Annotated in this window: 15 protein-coding genes, 1 tRNA gene and 1 pseudogene; 9 read left to right on the top strand and 8 right to left on the bottom strand. The window is 61.1% G+C overall.

The genetic code is table 11. The features are described 5' to 3' along the window. Window positions 1-30 precede the first annotated feature (30 nt). The 3 genes from VNH11_27125 to VNH11_27135 all read right to left on the bottom strand — a co-directional run bounded on the left by VNH11_27125 (window position 31) and on the right by VNH11_27135 (window position 6,165). Window positions 31-987: a proline racemase family protein gene (locus VNH11_27125; protein HVA50069.1), complete on the bottom strand. Its 957-nt coding sequence runs from the start codon at window positions 985-987 to the stop codon at window positions 31-33. A 133-nt stretch (window positions 988-1,120) separates the two neighbouring features. After that, window positions 1,121-4,492, bottom strand: coding sequence for a PSD1 and planctomycete cytochrome C domain-containing protein (locus VNH11_27130; protein HVA50070.1), 3,372 nt, complete (start codon window positions 4,490-4,492; stop codon window positions 1,121-1,123). Between the two features lie 59 nt (window positions 4,493-4,551). Next, window positions 4,552-6,165: an acyl-CoA carboxylase subunit beta gene (locus VNH11_27135; GenBank protein ID HVA50071.1), complete on the bottom strand. Its 1,614-nt coding sequence runs from the start codon at window positions 6,163-6,165 to the stop codon at window positions 4,552-4,554. 178 nt (window positions 6,166-6,343) lie between these two features. Here VNH11_27135 and VNH11_27140 point away from each other — a divergent pair, with 178 nt between their 5' ends. The 6 genes from VNH11_27140 (at window position 6,344) to VNH11_27165 (ending at window position 11,114) form a co-directional block, all read left to right on the top strand. Then, window positions 6,344-6,748 (top strand): hypothetical protein, encoded by a 405-nt coding sequence (locus VNH11_27140; protein ID HVA50072.1) that lies wholly within the window; start codon window positions 6,344-6,346, stop codon window positions 6,746-6,748. A gap of 258 nt (window positions 6,749-7,006) precedes the next feature. Next, window positions 7,007-8,554, top strand: coding sequence for a sulfatase (locus VNH11_27145; protein ID HVA50073.1), 1,548 nt, complete (start codon window positions 7,007-7,009; stop codon window positions 8,552-8,554). A 216-nt stretch (window positions 8,555-8,770) separates the two neighbouring features. Continuing rightward, window positions 8,771-9,049: a hypothetical protein gene (locus tag VNH11_27150; protein ID HVA50074.1), complete on the top strand. Its 279-nt coding sequence runs from the start codon at window positions 8,771-8,773 to the stop codon at window positions 9,047-9,049. Further along, window positions 9,049-9,339: a type II toxin-antitoxin system RelE/ParE family toxin gene (locus tag VNH11_27155; protein HVA50075.1), complete on the top strand. Its 291-nt coding sequence runs from the start codon at window positions 9,049-9,051 to the stop codon at window positions 9,337-9,339. Before VNH11_27150 ends, VNH11_27155 begins: the two co-directional genes overlap by 1 nt. Before the next feature lie 21 nt (window positions 9,340-9,360). Then, window positions 9,361-10,707 carry a DUF3887 domain-containing protein gene (locus tag VNH11_27160; protein ID HVA50076.1) on the top strand — a complete coding sequence of 449 codons (1,347 nt, stop codon included), beginning with the start codon at window positions 9,361-9,363 and terminating at the stop codon, window positions 10,705-10,707. A 68-nt stretch (window positions 10,708-10,775) separates the two neighbouring features. Further along, a complete protein-coding gene (locus tag VNH11_27165) occupies window positions 10,776-11,114 on the top strand; it encodes a hypothetical protein (GenBank protein ID HVA50077.1) in 339 nt (112 codons plus the stop codon). Between the two features lie 29 nt (window positions 11,115-11,143). On the opposite strand, the gene VNH11_27170 is transcribed toward VNH11_27165, so the two are convergent. The 5 genes from VNH11_27170 to VNH11_27190 all read right to left on the bottom strand — a co-directional run bounded on the left by VNH11_27170 (window position 11,144) and on the right by VNH11_27190 (window position 14,766). Continuing rightward, window positions 11,144-11,371 carry a DUF2283 domain-containing protein gene (locus tag VNH11_27170; protein ID HVA50078.1) on the bottom strand — a complete coding sequence of 76 codons (228 nt, stop codon included), beginning with the start codon at window positions 11,369-11,371 and terminating at the stop codon, window positions 11,144-11,146. A 109-nt stretch (window positions 11,372-11,480) separates the two neighbouring features. Continuing rightward, a complete protein-coding gene (gene vsr / locus VNH11_27175; protein HVA50079.1) occupies window positions 11,481-11,909 on the bottom strand; it encodes a DNA mismatch endonuclease Vsr in 429 nt (142 codons plus the stop codon). A 15-nt stretch (window positions 11,910-11,924) separates the two neighbouring features. Next, a complete protein-coding gene (locus VNH11_27180) occupies window positions 11,925-12,959 on the bottom strand; it encodes a DNA cytosine methyltransferase (protein HVA50080.1) in 1,035 nt (344 codons plus the stop codon). Continuing rightward, a complete protein-coding gene (locus tag VNH11_27185; GenBank protein ID HVA50081.1) occupies window positions 12,956-13,699 on the bottom strand; it encodes an MAE_28990/MAE_18760 family HEPN-like nuclease in 744 nt (247 codons plus the stop codon). The genes VNH11_27180 and VNH11_27185 overlap by 4 nt, the downstream gene beginning before the upstream one ends. After that, window positions 13,699-14,766 (bottom strand): DUF262 domain-containing protein, encoded by a 1,068-nt coding sequence (locus VNH11_27190; protein ID HVA50082.1) that lies wholly within the window; start codon window positions 14,764-14,766, stop codon window positions 13,699-13,701. Before VNH11_27190 ends, VNH11_27185 begins: the two co-directional genes overlap by 1 nt. Before the next feature lie 64 nt (window positions 14,767-14,830). Here VNH11_27190 and VNH11_27195 point away from each other — a divergent pair. From VNH11_27195 to VNH11_27205, 3 genes and pseudogenes are all read left to right on the top strand, one after another. Next, a tRNA-Tyr gene (locus VNH11_27195) sits at window positions 14,831-14,922 on the top strand. Window positions 14,923-16,138: 1,216 nt separating this feature from the next. Further along, a pseudogene (locus VNH11_27200) lies at window positions 16,139-16,231 on the top strand (IS1 family transposase). A gap of 189 nt (window positions 16,232-16,420) precedes the next feature. Then, window positions 16,421-16,651 (top strand): hypothetical protein, encoded by a 231-nt coding sequence (locus tag VNH11_27205; GenBank protein HVA50083.1) that lies wholly within the window; start codon window positions 16,421-16,423, stop codon window positions 16,649-16,651. Window positions 16,652-16,810: the final 159 nt, after the last annotated feature.

Here is a 16,810-nt window from a genome sequence, read left to right on the forward strand (position 1 = left end):
GAAGGCCAGCGCGACTCGATCGTAATGCGGTCAGGGTTTGCCCCAGCCACAGCGGAACAGATCGCCGGGATTGAGGATGAGCGTCGCCTCGGCGGTCACATACGCCGTGCCGCGGATGCGTGGAATGATCTTGCCGTCTTCGACGCGCACCGATCCTTCGAACACGCTGCCCACGATGCTCTCTTGCCGCCAGGTTTGTCCCTCGCGCAGCTTGCCGTCGGCATAGAGGCAGGCCAGCTTGGCGCTGGTGCCGGTACCGCAGGGCGAACGGTCGTAAGCCTTGCCTGGACAAAGCACGAAGTTGCGGCTGTCGGCATCGGGGCGGCCCGGCGGACCGAACAGCTCGATATGGTCAATTTCCTGGCCGTCGGCGCCGGTGATGCCCTGCTCGGACAACGCGCGGCGAATCCGCCACGTGACGTCGGTCAACCGTTCGACGTTGGTCAACTCGATCTGCTCGTCGTGGTCACGGACGAGAAAAAACCAGTTTCCTCCCCAGGCGACGTCCCCCACAACGGGGCCCAGGCCCGGCACATCGAGGACCACGGCAGCCGCGTGGCGATAACTGGCTACATTGTCGAGCGAGACCTGGTTGGCGCCGTCGTATTCGACGGTCACGGCGCCGACGGGCGTGTCCAGTCGATGCCGGCCGGCGCCGATGCGACCCAGATGGCCCATCGCCACCACCACGCCGATCGTGCCGTGCCCGCACATGCCCAGACAGCCGACGTTGTTGAAAAAGATCACCCCGGCGGCACAACTCGGATCGACGGGCGGCACGAGCAGAGCGCCGACCATCACGTCGCTTCCCCGCGGCTCGTTGACGACGGCCGAGCGAAACGCATCGAACTGCTGGCGAAAGCGATCGCGGCGGGCGGCCAACGACGTCGAGCCGAGATCGGGTCCACCGGCGATCACTACCCGCGTCGGCTCGCCGCCGGTGTGCGTGTCGATGACTTGGATGCGCTGGAGTCGGGCGTCGGGCATGGGAAGAAGGCGTTAGGCGTTGGGCATTGGGCGTTAGGCATTGGCCGGCAGAGCGCAATTGGAATACGGCGCCTAAAGCCTAACGCCCAGCGCCTCGACGACGTTCGCAAGCTCGCTGGTTGGGTGTCACACGTTACGGCACATAAACAAATTCCGCCAAGTTGAAAATCACGTGCGCCATATCTGCCCACAGCGATTGGTTCTTCAGCGTGTCGGCCTCGGCAACCTGGTGCAGCTCGGCAAACTGCCGCACCGCCTTCGCGAAACGCTGCTGCTCGGCGTCGCTCGGCACGCGGCCCAAGGCCGTCTCGAACATGGAAGCGATCCGCTCAGCCACGCTGCCGGCCGGTTGCTGAACGAGCCGGCCAGCCCAGACGTTTGCCTGGCCCAGCACAAACGGGTCGTTGAGCAAGGCGAGCGCCTGGGCCGGCACGTTGGTCACGTCGCGCCGGCCCTGCGTCACCTTGCCGCCGGGAAAATTGAACGCGCCCAGAAACTGCGGCGCCTCCATCAGGTTGTTCTTGATGTAAACACTGCGGCGGCCGTTCCCGTCGAGCGGCCCGGCGAAAAGACGGCGGTCGGCGATATCCTGCTGCCGATAAGGCTGCACGCTCATGCCAAACAGCACCGGCTCCAGTCGCCCCGATGCCGCCAGAATGCTATCGCGAATGGCCTCCGCTTCAAGGCGACGGGCAGGATAGTGCGAGAGGAGCCGATTCGCCGGATCGAACTGTTGAGCGGGGGGCAATGCCTCGCTCGATGCTTGAAATGTGCCGGAAAGCACGATCGTGCGAATCAACCGCTTCAACGACCAGCCCTCGGCCGCGAATCGGGCGGCCAGATAATCGAGCAACTCCGGGTGCGACGGCTGCTCGCCGATATGGCCGAAGTCGTCGACTGTTTGCACAATGCCCGTGCCGAACAGATGGTGCCAGACGCGGTTGACCATCACACGGGCCGTGAGCGGGTTTTCGCGGCTGCCAATCATGTGGGCCAGTTCCAGCCGCCCGCTGCCGGCGGCCGTGAACGGCGCGGGCGCGCCCGATAGCACTTCCAAGTAGCGCCGCTCGACGGTCTCGCCGGGCCGCCGGCAATCTCCGCGGACAAACACCGCTTGCTCGATGCCCGGTCCCCCGTCGGCCGCGCCGGGAACAACCCGCGGCAGCGTCAAGCCGCCCTCGATCTGCCGATATTGCTGCGCGAGCGTCGCCAGCCGCGGCGATGCCGAGGGACTATTTGTCAGCAGCTCGCGGCGCAGCAAGGCATCGACCCACTGCACGTCGTCGTCGCCGGCCTGCTCCGAAGCCCAGGCATCGATCGTCCGATCAAGCAGGGCCGCATAGCGCTCGACGACTTGATTGAAGCTCTGCGGTTCACTTCCCGCGAAGAGCGGCAGCAGATGCTTCAGCTCGGCTTTGGGCGGCTCGGCCGCGTCGTGCAGCACGACGCGCGTCACGCCGAAATACGAGCGCGGATCTTCCGCGGCTTTCTCCCACGGCAGCTTGTAGTTCGCCTTGTCGCCGCCCAGCGCGCTCAACTGGTCGGGGAACTTGGGGTTGTCGAACATGGTCATCAGTTCGGCGTAGGTCCGCAAGCGGTCGCGGTCGTCGGGCGGCGAAAAAGTGATCCACTGCCAACCATCGGAGGTCAGGGCGCGGTAGTTCACATAGTTGAACTGGCAGTTATTCGAGACCAACCGCACGGCGCTCGACCGCTCGCCGACAACGCGAAAGCTGATCTTTTTCTTACCCGGCGGCAACACGGCCGAACGCAGCGTGCCGTTGAGCTTTTCGGAAAGCGCGTTGGTGTAAAGGCCCGCCGGCAGCACGGACTTGACGAGCAGGTCGCCTTGGGCATGGAGCGCGAACTCGCCGCTGCGGGCCGGCCCTTCCTTAAGTCCCTGCCCCCCGATCTGCCAGTCGGCCGAAACGCCAGTGCGAAAATCGGCGAAGGTGCTGAATTGCGTCTGGTTGTATTGGCTCCGCTCGCGGTCTTGCTGCGTATACTCTTCAGAGAGTTTCCGCCAGGCCGCGGAGAAGGCCGCCGGATCGTCGCCTGCGGCGGCCATCCGCCGGGCCGGCTCGAACGGATCTTCCAGCGGGGCCTTCTCGACCGCCAGCGCCGCGACCCACTTTTCCAGCCGACCGGCGTCGAGGCCCATTGCCAACTGTTCGGCATACGGATGATTGGCCCGCTTGGCACGGGCGGCCTGCAGGTAGCGGGCGATTTGCTGGGCGTCGCTCTTCCAGGCGGCGGCCAACTCCTTGCGGATTTCGGCCTTCAGGTCGCGAAGCTGGCGCATCGGCCCGGCGTTGGCCTCGGGCGCGTCGATGGTGTGGCTGACCATTCGCGAGCTGCGCAGCACGCCGAGCAGGGCGTAGTAGTCGCGCATCGAGACGGCGTCGAGCTTGTGATCGTGGCACCGGGCGCAGGCCACCGTCGTCGCCTGAAACGCCTTGCTCAGCGTGTCGATCTGGTTGTCTTCAATGTCGTAGCCGATGTCGGGCAGCGAGATGCAATCGTCATGGTTCGCCTCGCCGAAGCGGTAAAAGGCCGTGGCGATGACCGCCTCGTTGAACCGCTCGGCTTCGTTCCAGCGCGGCGGCAGGAGGTCGCCCGCGATGTGCTCGCGCACGAACTGGTCGTAGGGCAAGTCGGCGTTGAATGCCCGGATGAGATAGTCGCGGTATCGCCAGGCATGATGGACTTCATAGTTCCACTCGTTGCCGTGCGTCTCGCTGAAACGCACCACGTCCATCCAGTGACGCGCCCAACGTTCGCCGAAATGGGGCGACGCCAAGAGCGAGTCGATATAACGCTCGACGGCGGCCGAAAGCTCGCGATCACCCTTGGCGGCGGTGAGCCGGGCGACTTGCTCCGGCGTGGGCGGCAATCCGGTGAGCAGCAGCGCCAAGCGCCGCGCCAAAGTGGCGGGCGTAGCGCGAACGCCCGGCCGCAGCCCCTTGGATTCGAGCGCGGAGAGAATAAAGCGGTCGATCGGTTGTTGGGAGTAGCCGGCGTCGTTCGTCGTGGGCACGGCGGGTTCGACGACGGGCTTCAAGCTCCACCAATCGCGGCGACCGCGGAGGATGTCCGGCCAATCGCCGCCGGCCTTGTTGCCAGGCGAAGCCGTGATCCGCGGATCGGGCGCTCCAAGCTTCACCCAGGTTTCCAAGTCGGCGATGGCCGCGGCTGAGAGCTTGCCTTTGGGCGGCATCTGCGGGGCGTCGTCGCTGTAACGCACGGCGCGGATCAGCAGGCTCGCATCCGGTTTGCCCGGCTCGATTGCGGATCCGGTTTCGCCTCCCGTGCGCAGTCCGTCGCGGCTGTCGAGCAGCAGCTCGCCGCCGAGTTTCTTGGCACCGGCCGAATGGCACTCGTAGCAATGCTTTGTGAGAACCGGCCGCACGCGCTTCTCGAAGAACTCGACGCCGCCGTCGTCGGCGCGCACTGCCGATAGGGCGAGGCCGGCGAAAAGCAGACTCAGGGCCAGGGTGCGTCGCATGTGACGATTTCAGGAAGGAACATGAGGCAGGTGTAATTATAGCATCAACGGTATTGCGGTTAAACTTGGAACACGCCCAGCTTGAAAGGCTCTAACTCCGCGTGGCGCGTGGCGATCTCCAGCGCGAAGATCAACTCCTCGCGCGTGCGGGCAGGGTCGATGATCTTGTCGACCCAGCCGCGGGCCGCCGCGTAACGCGGGTCCATCTGCCGGTCGTAACTTTCCTTGACCTCGGTCTTCAGACGGGCCAGCTTTTCGGGATCGACCTCCTCGCCTTGCCGCTGGAGACTCTTGATCGTGATGTCGAGCAAGGTCGACGTGGCTTGCTCGCCGCCCATCACCGCGCAGCGCGCCGTCGGCCAGGCGAAGAGGAAACGCGGGTCGAAGGCCTTGCCGCACAAGGCGTAGTTGCCCGCCCCGTACGATCCGCCCACGATCAGCGTGATTTTCGGCACGCGGCTGTTGCTGATGGCGTTGACCAGCTTGGCGCCCGCCTTGATGATTCCCTCGCGCTCGCTGTCGCGGCCGACCATGAAACCGTTCACGTCCTGGAAGAACAGAATCGGCAGCCAGTCCTGGTTGCAATTCATCACAAACCGGGCAGCCTTCTCGGCGCTGTCGACGTAGATCACGCCGCCGAACTGCACCGGCCCACTCGCTGGCCGTACCTGGTGATGCTGATTGGCCACAATGCCCACCGGAAAGCCTCCCAGGCGGGCCGTGCCGCACACCAGCGATTGGCCATACTCGGCTTTGTATTCGTCGAACGTATCCGCATCGACGATGCACCGCAGCAGCTCGCGAACTTCATAGTCGCGCCGCGGATTGCCGCTGACGATCGTATCGAGGTCTGCCGGCGGCCGGGCAGGTTCCGCGGATGCCAGCCGCGTGAAAGGCGGCCCCGGCTGCGGCGGACCGGCCGCCACGGCGGACACCAGCCGCCGCAGCCGCGCCAGGCACGACTCGTCGTCGGCATCGCGGTAGTCGATGGTGCCGCTGACTTGGGCGTGCATCTCGGCGCCGCCCAATTCCTCGCTCGACACGGTCTGGCCGATCGCGCTTTTGACCAAGGCCGGCCCCGCCAGATACAGCCCGGAGCCGTCGGTCATCAGCAGCTTGTCGCAGAGCACCGGCAGGTAGCCGCCGCCGGCCACGCAGTTGCCCATGATGGCGGCGATCTGGCCGATGCCCGCCGCCGAGAGCACCGCGTTGTTGCGGAAGATGCGGCCGAAATCGTCTTCGTCGGGGAACACGTCTTCTTGCAACGGCAAAAACACCCCTGCCGAATCGACCAGGTAGACGAGCGGCAGCCGGTTCTGAAAGGCGATCCGCTGGCAGCGCAGCACTTTCTTGGTGGTGGCCGGAAAGAAGGCACCGGCCTTCACGGTGGCGTCGTTGGCGATGATCATTTGCCTTCGCCCGGCGACGGTGCCGATGCCGCAGACCACGCCGGCGGCCGGCGCTCCGCCCCACTCGGCATACATTTCCCAGCCGGCCCATAGCCCGATCTCGAAGAAGGCCGTACCGGGATCGACGAGCCGCTCGATCCGTTCGCGGGCCGTGAGGCGGCCTTTGGCGTGTTGCCGCTGAATGGCCGCTTGGCCGCCTCCGACCGCGATTTCGGCTTCGAGCAACGAAAAACTTTGGACGATTTCGGCAAGCGTGGCGGGCATAAGGCGAACAACCTGGTGTGTTGGCGAGCGAGCATCATAGCAGCCTTTGCCGCGAAGATGGAGAAGTGCGGCAAGCCGTGTCAGCCGCCGGCAAAAAATCCGTGCCGGTCCCGCGGTTAGGGCGAAGAATACAGAGACATCCACGAGCAGCCACCACTCAGACCGCCGGAGGAACGCTATGCGAGCACGGGCACATGCAACGTGGATTTTGGCGATGGCCGCCTTCTGCTGCGGCCCAGCCCAAGCCGGTCCGCCGCCCTTCTTTGGTGCGAAGCCTGCGCACTCTGCCATCAAGTCGAGCCATTACTACCCATCGCCCAAATGGCCGGGCAAGGGATACGGCTGGGCCGGAAAGAGCGCCCGCAAGTGGAACGGCTACGGCCCGCTGGGAACCGGCGCCTATCGCGGGTACGGATACGGGTTCAATGGTTATCCCTTTCCATATCGCGCCTATAAATTCGGCTACCCGCAGAACCTTTTGGGACCGGGCAACGTCGGCAACGGCTACATTGTTTACACCTACTTCGGCGAAGGCTACCCAGGCTGGAAGTATTGGCCGGGCCGTCTCGGGCAAAATTGGTGAGGGAGAGGCGGAGCGACGGAGAGAGGGAGAGAGGGAGAGGAAACGAGCGCGACGTGGACGCCTCATTTCGTTCACTCCCTCCCTCCGTCTCTCCGTCACTCCCTCCCTCCGTCGCTCCCTCTCTCCGTCGCTCCCTCCCCCCGTCTCTTCCCCTAGGCCGGGCGTTGAATTACAACCATGTCTGGCCGGCGGCGCATCGCGCCGCCCGGCACGCCCGTTTTTCCATCGCTCGCCCGACGAACTCCGGAGATCGACACCATGCGCCCTCGTCTATTCTGGACGGTTGCCGCGACCGCCATCCTCGCCACCAGCCGGCTTCCAGCCGCCGACGCCGACTCGAAACGGCCCAATATCGTCTTCATCTTCTCCGACGATCACGCCTACCAGGCCATCAGCGCCTATGGTCACAAGCTGAACCAGACGCCCAACATCGACCGCATCGCCAACGAGGGAATGCGGTTCGACCGCTGCCTGGTGACCAATTCGATCTGCGGGCCGAGCCGGGCGGTGATTCTCACCGGAAAATACTCGCACCTCAATGGCTTCTATAACAACACCAACAGCCGCTTCGACGGCTCGCAAACGACCTTCCCCAAGCTCTTGCACGGGGCCGGCTATCAGACGGCGATGATCGGCAAGTGGCACCTGGTGAGCGACCCCACCGGATTCGATTATTGGGAGATCCTGCCCGGCCAAGGGCAGTATTACAACCCGCCGATGATTCGCAACGGCCAGCGCGTCAAGCACGCCGGTTATACGACCGACATCATCACCGACCTGGCCCTCGATTGGCTGAAAGGCCGCGACAAAGACAAGCCCTTTCTGTTGATGTGCCAGCATAAGGCGCCTCATCGCGAATGGGAGCCGAACACCAAGTACCTCGAAGAATACGACCGCGAGTATCCGGAGCCGGAGACGCTGTTCGACGACTATTCCGGACGTGGCCTGGCCGAGAAAACCCAGGACATGACGATCGCCAAGACGATGAACGACAAAGACCTGAAATTCACCACGCCCGCGGCGCTGACCGCCGAGCAGCGAAAGGCCTGGGACGCTTTTTACGCGCCGCGAAACGAGAAGTTCCGCCAGGCCAAGCTTGAGGGCCGCGACCTGGTGCGTTGGAAGTATCAGCGCTACATGCACGACTACCTGGCCTGCATCGCCTCGGTCGACGAGAGCGTCGGCCGTGTGCTCGACTATCTGAAAGAGGCCGGCCTGGAGAAAAACACGATCGTGGTTTATTCGGCGGACCAGGGTTTTTACCTGGGCGAGCACGGCTGGTTCGACAAGCGGTGGATCTTCGAAGAGTCGCTGCGCACGCCGCTGTTGGTGCGCTGGCCGGGCGTGGTCAAGCCCAAGAGCGTCAACGACGACCTTGTTTCGAACCTCGATTTCGGCGAGACGTTTTTGCAGGCCGCGGGCGTCGATGCGCCGGCCGAAATGCAGGGCCGCAGCCTGGCGGGCATTTTGAAAGGCCAGACGCCCGACGACTGGCGCAAGAGCTTTTACTACCAATACTACGAATATCCCGGCCCGCACAACGTGCGGCGGCATTACGGCGTGGTGACCGACCGCTACAAGCTGGTTTACTTTTATGAGCCGGAGGTCAACTATTGGGAGCTGTTTGACCGCAAGAGCGATCCGCACGAGCTGACGAGCGTCTACGGTAAGCCCGACCATGCGGCCGCGCAAAAGGAGCTCGAAGCCGAGGTGGGCCGACTGCGCGCGCAGCTCAAGCTGCCGGAACACGACCCGCCCGAAGCGGACATCAAGCGCAGACCGGCCGCCAAGCGCACGGGCACGTAGTGCTGTGTCAGTCGTTCCTTCATCGATCGACCGCGAGGCAGCGGCGGTGGCTGGGGCAGAGCTTGGCCAGGACCGGCCCGGTTTGAGGACACGCTCCGCGGCCAAGCGATGCCCCGGTGCGTCAAACCGGGGCATCGCTTGGCCGCGGAGCGCATTCTGAAGGTCGCGGTCGAGCAGCGTATGGACCACGCTTTCCAGACTTGTTAGTCTAACGGAATGGCATACGAACTTTCGCCCCAAACTGAGCAGTACCTCGCTGGCGTGGTGGCCGGCGGCCTCTATCCCTCGAAGGAAGCCGCGCTGGAAGCGGCCGTGGAAGCACTGCGAGACAAAAGCGGGCCGCCGCCTTCGGTGCCCGAAGTACATTTGGAATTGGTCGAGGAGGCAATTGCATCCGTTCAGGCTGGGCGGCTACGCGAACTCACCGCGGCCGATTGGTCGCGGCTCCGACAGCATGCACATGACGTATCGGCGCGCGGAGCTGGTGGTCGCTGATGCGCCGCGTCCTTTACAGTGTCCAAGCGGAGCAGGATCTGCGGCAAATCGTCGAGCACATTGCGCTCGACGATCTGACTGCGGCGATAGACTGGCTCGACGCAACCGAGGCCTTGTTCGGTTTGCTCGCTACGCACCCGGCGCTTGGTCAACGGATGGAAACACCCCGATGGGGCGAAGTGCGGCAACATACCGCGGATAGCTACGTCATTTACTACCGCTTCGACGACGACGGCTTGCAGGTCTTGCGCGTGCTACACGCTGCCCGCGAGCAAGATCCTTTGCTTTAAATGTGCTCCTACCCTGGACCAATGTGCCGACTCGTCATCATCTTCTTCATTGCCGCGCTGGCTGATCTTCCGGCCCTCTTTGCGGACGAACAACCAAGCGAGCCGCTGGAAGCGGCGAAGCTGCTTGTCGCGCGCATGGCAGCGGGCCAGTTCGACAAGGCGATCGAAGCTTTCGAACCGACCATGAAACAGGTCATGCCAGAGGCGAAACTAAAGGACGTCTGGGACGGTCTGACCAGCCAGTACGGCCCACTGCTGCGGGCGACTGAAACCCGAGCGACGAAGGCAAAACAATACGAATTGGTTTTCGTGACCTGCGAGTTTCGCCGGGGAAAGCTCGCAGCCAAAGTTGTCTTCACCGCCGACAACAAGATCACCGGACTGTTCTTCGTACCATCAGGCACATATAAGCCGCCCCCTTATGCCGACCCCTCAAAATTCGAGGAACAGGAACTTCCAGTTGGCCACGGGCTTTGGAGTGTCCCCGGCACGCTTTCGCTTCCCAAAGGTGATGGGCCTTTCCCGGCGGTGGTTCTTGTGCATGGTTCCGGTCCCCAGGATCGAGACGAAACCATCGGCCCGAACAAACCGTTCCGCGACCTTGCTCACGGTCTAGCACCCCAAGGAATCGCCGTTCTGCGTTATGAGAAGCGCACCAAGGAGCACCCGACCTTGATGGCGTTGTCCGCAAACACGATCACGGTCAAGGAAGAGACGATTGACGATGCCCTGGCCGCCGTCGAGGCTTTGTCGTCCGAGAAGAAGATCGACACGAGCAGGATCTTCGTGTTGGGGCACAGCCTCGGAGGGTCGGTCCTGCCCCGAATCGGACAGGGCAATCCTTCCGTTGCGGGCTTCATCAGCCTCGCAGGCTCGACACGGCCATTGGAGGAGATTGTGCTGGAACAAGTCCGCTACGTTCTGTCATTGAATGGAACGTTGACCGACGAAGACCAGAAGAAGCTCGATGACCTGGAACGGCAAGTCGCCAACGTCAAATCGCCAACCCTATCCGAGAAAACGCCGAGCAGCGAATTGCCGCTGGGGATTCCGGCGAGCTATTGGCTCGATTTGCGAAAATACGACCCCGCCACAGCGGCCACCGAATTGATGAAACCCATGCTGTTCTTGCAGGGCGAGCGGGATTATCAGGTGACCATGGAGGATTTTACCGGTTGGAAGAAAGCGCTCGCACAACGAAAGGACGTGGCGTTCATTTCGTATCCCAGGCTCAACCACCTGTTCATCGAAGGCGAAGGGAAGAGCACACCGGCCGAATACTCGACTCCCGGCAACGTGGCGAAGGTAGTCATCGACGACGTTGCCAAATGGATCGAAGCTTTCGCGGCACGGGCAACGGACCGCTGACAACAGAGTGACCTGGCTGGACCGCGGCCCTGACCGAGGTAAACTGAAATCAACAGCCTTAACAAGAGGTGCCGTTCGATGACCGAAGCGAACTTCAAAAAGAGCCTGCTGGCGACATCCGGCCGCTGGAGCAGATCGAGATAATTCTCGAAGATTCGCGGCGTGCTGCCGAAGCTGGCCCGCGCTTGCTCGCGCACGTTCCGGTCGACGTCGGCAATGGCCACCACGTCGCCGTACAGTCGGGCCTTGTCGGCAATGACCGACCCTTGATATCGCATGCCGACGGCGCCGATACCGAGGCGTTCGACTTTATGCCGCGGCTTTTGCTCAGCGGCGGCCGCTTGCGGAACGACTGCCACGCCTGCCGCCAATGCGGAGGTGGCAAGAAACGGCCGGCGACCAACTGAACTGGTTGGCATAATTGCCTCGTCGGCGCTCAGGGCGCCGCAGCGGCTGTGGACGGCCCGATGCCTTCCAGGATGACTTGCTGGAGCGTAGACGGATCGCCGAAACGTTTGGCCGCGTCCAGGATCTCCAATCCAACCAACTGTCCTTGGGCGTCGTATTCCGCGCCGAGCCCATCGGCCAACTCCTGCGTTGTGACCGTCGTATCCCGAAAGGAGATGTTCAGGGCATCCACCTCCTGATCGTAGCTGATTCGCATAGGAACGTATCTCTGTGGGCGTTCCAAAAGGCTTTTGCATTTTCAGTGAATTCTACTCCGCCTGGCTCGTGAGCGACAGCCGGTCCAGCTTAGGGTAGTGTCGTCACAGTTAGTTGGGCGCTGACTGGCCACGCTCCTCGATGAGGCCGCGCAATCGTTCTTTCAGCTTATCGACTTGCGCCAATTCGCACTGCCAAACGACCAGCACCCGCCACCCGGCGGCTGCCAATTGCCGCTGATTTCGCCTGTCCCGCTTGCGGTTGGTGCGGAACTTTTCTAGCCAAAAAGCGGAGTTAGTCGCTGGCGTTGTCGCCAAGCGGCATCTTGGGTGCCTATGCCAGAAGCATCCATGAACGAATATCGCTAGCTTGAAGCGAGGGAGCACTAAATCGGGGCTACCTGGCAAATCCCGTCTGTGGAGACGGAATCGGTAGCCCATGCGGTGCAGAAGCCGGCGGAGGGCCAATTCGGGCTTCGTATCTTTGCCACGAACTCGACCCATCAGGGCCGATCGTTGAGCGCCGGTAAGCATGTCCATCGATGAAACGGAGCCTCATTTAATCGCCTTCAGGCTCGCGATTAGGCTCGCAGCAACCCACTCCGCTAAGCGGACAGGTACGGCGTTGCCGATCAGCATGCCCATTGTGCTGAACTTCGGGACATGTCCTTCGGGCACGAAGCGATAGGAGCCTGGAAACGTCTGGAGAATTGCCGCTTCTCGCAACGTGATTGCGCGGTTCTGCTCAGGATGGCCGAATCGCCCGTTTCCGTAGCCAAAGCATTGCGTCGTGATTGTGGGTGACGGGGCATCCCATTCCATTCGCCCATAAACGCTCGGATAGGTCTCTCCCGTCCTTCGCCGATGACACTTGGCGATCAATGATCGATCCCAGTCCCGCCACGAACCACCAGGCTTAGACGCCTTGATTCTTTTGAGGTTCAATGCACTAAGGCGGCATGCGGAATGCATCCTGTCTGAGTTATCATGCTGGCCGGCTTTCAGTTTCGGTAAATGGCAGATAGCCTTTCGGACGGTTGGTTTCGACCGCTCATCGATGAGAGGCGGGGGCAGCATCTTGATCGGCCCGAGGCGGGACGCAAGCAAGACCAGTCGTTTCCTTGTCTGCGGGATTTCGTAATCGGCACATTCGATAACGCCGTGCCATAGCTCGTATCCGGTAAGCGATGCAAGGAACGTCTCGAAAACCGGATGATCTGCAAGCTGCGGAACGTTCTCCATCGTCACTAAATCCGGCGACGACTCATCAATGAGCCGAGAAAAATCGGCAACCAACTCCCATTTGGAATCGCTCGTAGATGGGCGATATTTTCTGCTGTACGTAGAAAACGATTGGCATGGAGCACACCCTGCCAACAATTTAACGGCATCGTCGGCCCAAAGAGACCGGAGCGAGTGGCCGTCAAGGCTTTTAACGTCCTGCTCAATGAACTTCGACTTGTTGTTCGACTCGTAGGGGAAACGGCAGTTGGGATCGAGGTCGATGCCGGCAGCAACATCAACGCCGCCCCGAATCAGGCCGTGTGTCAGGCCGCCTACGCCGCAAAAAAGATCGATCCCCGAGATCATATAGGTTTCCCAGGACTCGGGCGGCGCTCAGGTGCTATGAAGCCGAAATCCGCAATGTACCGCTCGAATGCTGCTATTACTTCCCGCAGATAGCCTGCGGTCCTGTCTTTGATGTCCACCAAGTCAGGTACGGTTACACCATCTCCGCATTCCTCAAACGAAATTTGTCCGTGCGCAAGCCGGTTGCGAAGATATTTTACGAGCCGAAGCGAGCCCATGTCTTCGCGAATCCTTCGCTTGGCGGCCGCCTCGATTGGTCGCGAGATGCTCAATTCACAGCCAATTCGTTCCGAAATTTCCTCGATTTCTCGGTCGTCCCAGTTGCCCCCTCCCCCCTTCTCTACGTTCCAGGCGCCTATGGGACTTGCTTTGATGATTCCATCGCAGAACGCGATAGCGGTAGTCAGGCGACTATCGTAGCCCATGTCCACATGCGTCCTTGCGGTCGTCCGAACCCATTCACGGCGCAAGCGCGAGTCGAGGTCAGCAGCCGTCCACCTGGCACCATCGGCCGCTGCCGCTGTGACCGCATTTATGCACCAGTTTGCCGTCGCTTCGACCAGATTATAGAGCTGCAAGTACACGGACGAATAGAGGATTTTCTGTTGCTGGGCGGTGATCGGCGCGCCGCCGATGATCGGGGGGCCAAGCTGAACCTGCCTCTCCAGTGCCTCAAGCAACTGCAAGTAGGCTTCTATCTCTTGCAGCCGTTCGTCGAACGAATCGGATAGAATGGCCATCACTCTTCCCCAAGAAGCTTGTCACGGACGAAATTCAATCGGCCGCCGAGCGCTGCCTTCGGATTGGCACCCCCGGATTTCGTCCATCGCATGAAGTCCTCGCCTTCGATCCATCCGCTGACATCGGGGGTTTGCTCTTTGAGGCTCGGCCGTTCCTTTAGTGCCAGGTAGGCACCGATCGCCAGTGCCTCGTATCGCGTTTTCGGCGTGTCAATGCCCCTTTTCGTCTTCTTGAACCCAAGCGGAAAGGCTCGCTTGCAAAATGCCATCGTAGAGGCAAACCGTTCCCGATACTTCTTGATGGCCGCTGGGTGCTTCTCGAAATATGAGTTCATATTCTTTGTGTATTGGAACAAGAACTCGGCCGGACGGTCCTTGTAGTCTTCAAGCCCATCGCCGTAAGCGAAGAAGCGAGTAACCAATTCCTCTCGCATTCGTCGGTTGACGGACGGTTCCGGAACGGGCGCGAGCTCGATGAATAATGCGTCCCGCGATAGCTCGATCACCAAATCGGTGAATTTTCCTACAAGCGCGCCGCGTCGAACCTCGGCCTTAGTCGCGATCTTGCTTCCGGTGTTTATGCGCTCGAACATGTCGAAGCGGGCCACTTCGTCGGCGTGTTCGTTCAGAATAATACCGCGAATCGAGCGGTTCTTGATCTTCTTTTGTCGTGATAGTGGCAGATCCTTGAAACATAGACCGGCAACCTCAGTCAATTGGGAAAGTTCACCGAGGCGAAGATCGCCCAACACGAATTGGTCGATTGTTCTGAGGCGTTGAGAGCCATCGACGATTTCCAGCGATCCAGATGGCTTTTCCCAGAAAAAGAGAAAGGGAATAGGCAACCCCATCAGAAGCGACTCGATAAATCGAGACTTTCTTTCTGGCTCCCACGTATCCTCTCGCTGATACCAAGGGATCTCGAAGTCGCCGTTGTGCATCTTGTTGGCAAGCAATTCGACCGAGTATTCCGTCAGGTAAAACTCGATTCGCTTGGATTGCTCGACAATCTGGGCTTCGGCTCGCTCGACCTGTTCTGGAGTGACCTCTGGTAGTTTCTTGCTCATTTGCCACCATCTTGCCAGCGCGAACCAGCATGGGGGGTAATGCGTCTTGTTGACCAGTTGACATGGAAGGTTGCCCGCGCGTTGGTCGCGCAGCGGTCTATATAAACCGCCCTAGGGTCCGGCTCGCCCGGCTGGGTTCGATTCCCGTGCCTTCCGCTCGTGCCATGATACAGCTTCATGTCAGGAATGGCACCTCACGGCCAGCACTGTGAAGCTCTTTGGCCGCAATCGCCCGCAGGCGCTCGCGTATCCAGACGCAAAGCGGGGCTCCAGCAAGGTGCGCGGCATCGGTGAACCCGCGCTTTTCGCTAGGTGCCATTCGGACCAAGACACCTTCGCTCTTGGACTGTTCTGAACCTTTGCGGGGCCTGCCCGGTCCCTTTTTTTTTGCGGTCTTCATACCGCAATCGTATATCCGAAAAATATCTACGTCAAGTCCAGATAGCCCATTGACTAAGATATTTGTAGGATATACAATAATGGCATGGAAAAGCCCCGCGTCAACGGCTAATCGGTGCGGGGCCAACAATTAGGCCGGTCGCCCAATCGTCTGTGGTAAGTCAATTGTAGCGACCAGCCGTAACCCAACAAGGGAAACGGCAATGATGATGGTCGCTTGTGCCCACACGTCTTTTCAAAAGTACGGCAAGACGGCAAAGAGCGAGCAGCGGTATCGCTGCAATAACTGCGGGCACGTTTGGTTCGATGCGGCTTACCGCCCCCTCGGCGATATGCGGCTGCCGGTTGCGGATGCCAAGCGAGCGCCCATTTGCTCGTTGAGGGATCGTCGATTCGGGCCACCGAGCGGCTAATTGGCATCGGCCGGAACACGCTTTGCCGGCTGCTGGTCTATTTCGGCGATGCCTGCCGGCGGTTCCTGGATAACCGCATGCGCGGGCTTAAGCTCGACCACTTGGAATTCGACGAGCAGTGGACGTTCGTTGCCAAAAAGCAGGCCCGGTTGACCGTGACGGAGCGCGAAACCTGCCACGACAAGGGCGACATCTACCTGTGGACCGCCGTTGACCAGACGACGAAGCTGATGCCCAGCTTTTTGATCGGCAAGCGGCCGGGCGACAACGCCCGGCGGTTCATGCTCGACGTGGCCGGGCGCCTTGTGTTCCCGAAGCCCCACGCCAGCGACGACCACGCGTTCGCGGCCGGAGCCTATCGGCGCGTCATTCAAATCTCGACCGATGCCTTCGCGGCTTATCCCGAAGCGGTTGACCTGGCTTTCGGGGCATACGTTCGATTCGGCACGATACGCGAGGAATATAAAAACGCCAAGATCATCTACACCCCCTCGGAAATGGTCGGGACGAAGCGAACTCCGCGCCGTGACATGACGAAGGCCGATCGCTGGACGATATGCACGTCGCACGTCGAGCGGCTGAACGGCACCCAACGCCTGATGTTGAAGCGGCTGAACCGGCTGACCTATTGCTTCTCCAAAAAGCTCCGCAACTTGGAGGCAGCTTTCGCGATCTTCGTCGCCCATTACAATTATTGTTGGCGAACCCGGAAGCCAGGAAAGACTGGCAAGCGTCGCCCGACCGCTGCGGTCATGGCCGGCCTAGCCGGCCATACCTGGACGTTCGATGAACTGTTCGCGGCGGTGCTGGCACGATAATGTCCCCCAATCAGAGCGATAAAAATGAGCTACGTAACGCATGAAATTAAGTGCCCTGGCTGCCATGAGCCGCATTCTCTGGCGATCGAATTCCCGTTTAGCGTGACCGCCATTTACGGCTTTATCTGCCCGGCGACAAAGACAGAAGTGTTTTTCAATATGGCGCCTGAGGCGAAGGTCTTGCATCACAACCTCCCCTCGGAATGTATTAAGGTCAAGCAATGGGACGGCAAGTCACCGCTCGCGCCCAACTAACTGTGACGACACTACCCAGCTTAGAGGCTATCCGAAAACTTTTCGCTTGTTTTTCCGTAGAATTCAAGCAGCGCCGGCGTAGTGGAATTCGGGCTGAGCGACCGGGGCAAGCCGGCGCAGCATCAGATGCACGTTACTGATTTGGATCATGGCCGCGCT

The organism is Pirellulales bacterium (assembly GCA_035533075.1).
In the GTDB taxonomy this organism is placed as follows: Bacteria; Planctomycetota; Planctomycetia; order Pirellulales; family JAICIG01; genus DASSFG01.